2 protein-coding genes are annotated in these 4,234 nt (G+C 52.8%); both read right to left on the reverse strand.

The genetic code is table 11. The features are described from left to right. A partial coding sequence (locus tag ACO6V1_RS22610; RefSeq protein ID WP_422468723.1) for a hypothetical protein occupies positions 1 to 2,936 on the reverse strand: 2,936 nt, incomplete at its 3' end. Between the two features lie 959 nt (positions 2,937 to 3,895). Beyond that, the coding region (locus ACO6V1_RS22615; protein WP_422468725.1) for a hypothetical protein at positions 3,896 to 4,234 on the reverse strand (339 nt) is incomplete at its 5' end.

Raw genomic sequence — 4,234 nt, forward strand, 5'->3', positions numbered from 1 at the left:
ATGGTGGCCCCCGGCAGGCCGGAAAAGTTCATGGTGGTGTTCGCTACCGGCGGTGCCGGTGTGGCCGGTAATGGTCCCCCGGCCACGCCTGAAGAGTAACCTGTGCTCCTGGCAAAACTGTTCACCTGCGTGGTATTGGCAATCACGGCCCCGCGCCTGAACCGGCCTGCAGCAATACCCACCAAGGTCTCATTACCGGAGGCGGTTACTGTGCTGTTCACCGCCCGGGTATCAGTAACGGTGCCGTTGCCCCTGATCTCCCCGGCACCGATAGCGCTATCGGCACCGACTCCCGAGGTTACCACCTGGCTGTTGTCAGACCGGGTGCCAGCCATCCTTGCCCGGGAATCCATAGCCCCGGTCCCGATAGCGGCATTGGCATCATAGCCGGAGGTTGTAACCGAACTGCCCCGGGCCAGGGTATCGGCGATCCTTGTGTCACTGCCCATGGCCCCGACGCCGATAGCGGCATTGGCATTATTGCCGGAGGTTTCCACCCGGCTGTTCAGGGCCGTGATTTGGGAAATCGCTGCGCCATTGCCAATACTCCCGGCACCGATACCGGCATCGGCTCCCTCACCGGCGGTGGTCACCGTGCTGTTCACCACAGTGGTGTTGACCACCGTGCCCCCCGACAGGACTCCGGCCCCGATACCTGCGTCGGCATCATTACCGGAGGTTATGACCTGACTGTTGTCCACAAGGATGTCATGGATTTTGCCGTTGCCGCCCAGTCCACAGGCCACCACACCCGTTGGCTTGCTGGCGCTGATACTGGCGCCGGTAAAGTACAGGTTGCCAATATCACCCTCAAGGTTGTCCACCAGGCAGCAATCCAGGTTGGTAATAGCATGGTGCTGGCCATTGTACTGGCCGGTAAAGTGCCTGATAGGTTGGCTCAAGCTGCTGGCATCGATATCGGTGGTTTGGATATAGGTGCCGTTCAGTGGGTAGTTATGGTCAGTGCCGATTTTAACCAGGGTTTCGGCGTTGGCGACTTCGATCAGCTGGTTAGTGACTGTTGGCGACGTTGGGCTGTGTGCAGAAGTTGTTATTGCTTCTGGTGTTGTGATTTGTCTGGGAGTGGTTGAGATGGTTTCCAAGGCAACAGGACATGACGCAAACCCGGTGAAAGTGTCATTTGTTAATGCCCATGAATAACAGTCACCGGGCTGGCAATTCGGCTTCAACAGGCGGGGGTCAGTATCTTCACAGAAATGATCGAGCAAGTAGAGGCAATCCCCGGCGGTGTCTGGTTGCAGTGTACCGTTAATGCGAACATTACAGATAGTGGGGTTAAACCCTCCCCGGATACTTGCATCGGCATATCTGCTTTCGACAGTGGTGTTTACCGCCTTAGTGTTGAGCACAGTGCCGCGCCTTGCTGTCCCGATACCTGCATTTGCAGTTTTTCCTGAGGTTTTAACCTTGCAGTTGAATGCCATGGTGTTAGCAATGTTAGCAATGGTTCCATAATCAATGCTCCCCGCACCGATACCGGCATCAGCACCATCACCGGAGGTTTCCACCGTGCAATTTATCGCCATGGTGTTAGCGACGGTGTAAGCCTGGCGTCCAATAACTTTCCCCACACCAATACCAGCATCACCTCTACCGGAAGTTCCCACTGTGCAATTTATCGCTATGGTGTTAGCGACGGTGTTAGAAACGCCTCCGCCAGAATCAGAATAACGAGAATAAACTGCCCCCGCCCCGATACCGGCATCACCATTACCATCACGGAGCGTTTTGACGTTGCAGTTAATTGCAATGATGTTGGCAATGCTTCCAAAAACCTGGCCTGCCCCGATACCGACATCATAAAAATTTAAATAATAACCGGGGTTTTCCACCGTGCAGTTGATTGCTGTGATGTTAGCAAGAGCTCCCTTTGATAAGACAGCTCCTCCGCCGATACCAGCATGCTTTCCAGCGCTGACAGAGCAATCAACTGCTGTGATATTGGCAACCTTTCCGTCGATTTCACCCCCTACAATTGCCGCATTATCCCATCGGTTGTCAACATGTGCATTTTCAACCCGGATATTACTGACTGTCCCACCGCGTGAAACTTTACAGGCCACCACCGCAGTTGGACCAGAGCTGGACCCTATACTGGCATCAGTGAAACGCAGGCCATCAACCTCACCCTTCAGATTTTTCACAAAGCAGTCCCGGAGATTCTCAATGGTATATCCCTGACCATTGTATTTACCGGTAAATGCTTGACCATCGCTGCCAATGGGTTGGAGTAATTCACCACCATCAATATTCGCAGTCTGGAAGTAATTACCACTCAGTAGATAGTCCGGATCACGGCCAAACTTGTCCAGAGTTTTGGCATCCGGCACCGGCTTCCACACTTCTTTACTGCCGGATGGGGATGCAGCCGCCGCAGCGGTCAGGCTGGACAGGGCACCCAGTGCCATGGCGGTTTTCGGTAGCTGACCAGTGCCGATGGAGGTAGTGGCTGGCGGGCTGGTTCGTTGTCGTGTTTGCTGCGGCTTCTTGTTTTTCCTGTCTTTGTCGTTTGTTGGGGAGCGGTCCTCTGAAATGTCTGCCCGACCTTCCGTTGGAGGAGAACCTTCAGTCGCTCCAAAAGCGCCCAAAAGATCCCTGAAACGGGTCGCTGCGGAAAAAGTGACAATGCCCTCCAGCATCGTGCGGATCTCCGCTGGCAGCACTGTATAAGGCGACACCAGCCGGGCCGCCAGCTCAACACCCTGGAAAAAGCTGCTGTCCTGCCCATCGGGGCTGCCAAAAGTGAAGGCCGGACCTTCATCCGGTTGTGCCGACGGCTGCGTCCCGGGAGGAATATAACCGGGATGAAGCGACCGCAAAAACAGGATCGGAACGCGCCAAGGGGCGACCGTTAAAAACCCGGCAAATAGCCCGTCACTTTCCGTTGGCTGATCGGGTACGGAGCCAGAAGCCATGGGTGCGCCTGTGGACTGAACGGCAGGTTGGGATATCAAAGTTATTACCTCGCAAAATGAGACAAGGATAGACAAGGCTGAGGCATCAAAAAGAACCGTTTGAATTATCTGCAACTGATAATGCGCAAGAATCTTATAAAACAGAGAAAAGCCGGGGGGGGGGCAGGTCCCGAACTGCGTAAAAAGCTGGGGTCAAAAAAGCTGGGGGCAGGTCTTCGTAAAAGACTTTTTCTGACATCAAAACCGGGGGCCGCATAATCTCCCGGGATAAATCTGCAAGTGAATTCCGAATGCTGTGCAGGTGGTGTCCGGCGTATAGGTGGCATGAATCTGTGCCGGGCTCTTCTGTGGAACTGCGGGAACCAGTCGCGTGGATGCTAAGGGAGACTCCCAAGTGGCTGCAACCACAAGAGATTGAGTACCGATGCCATGCACTGGGACGGAGCTGCTAGTAGTAGTGATGAAGCCTCTGTAATGGAGGTGGAGCAAAGGGGCAGCGTCAGGTTGTTTTCAATAAGGATCAACGGAATTATTGGGATCTTGTCTGGATGCCTGTTTATGGTGTAGCCAGCAACCTGATAAACCGGAGGAGTTCGTAGTGAAAACAGGGTTACTTTCATATGGAGTTAATTGGGTAGGTTGTCCTGCATGGCTGCAAGCTGTCTATCGAATTGGTTCACGAGTATGAAATTAACCTGCCCGATGGGAACGGTATGAATCGAGAGGTTCACGTACCGTTCTGCGAGGAGCTGTCGGGGAAGTTCCGACGGTCTACTCTCCAAATATCTTTGTTAACAGCATAAACGACATTTGTCATACATAATTAAAGACCTGACCCCGATTCCCTTTGAGACCTCACCCCAAAGGCCGGATATATGCAAGCATTACTCTTTAACGTCATGATGGAAAAATTTTCCTTGCAATGCGGGGCGGACCATATACGACACGGTTTCGCGGGCTCACGCGGGATCATAAACAGCCTTACCCCACCCGTTGGATTTACAAAAATCATCCACTGAATTAAATCGGTTAAAATAAACATCGCGTAATTTAGTTTTATTGGTACATCCTGATTTTTTCTTGATAAGGGCTAAGCTACTGCAGCGAGGCGGAACTCCTCCGCCTGGACCGCTTCTCCAATAATCTTGGTATAAGCCACGTTTATCTCCACAACAAACCGGAGAAACATTATTGTTTTTTGAACATGTAACTGTTTCTACTATAACGGTCGGAACTGTGGTGGGCGGCTTGGCGGTCGTCAATATTCCAAAGGTCGGCGTTTTGGTGGTCGGCGTTTT

It is taken from the genome of Endozoicomonas sp. ALC013 (assembly GCF_049310205.1).
Taxonomy (GTDB): domain Bacteria; phylum Pseudomonadota; class Gammaproteobacteria; order Pseudomonadales; family Endozoicomonadaceae; genus Endozoicomonas.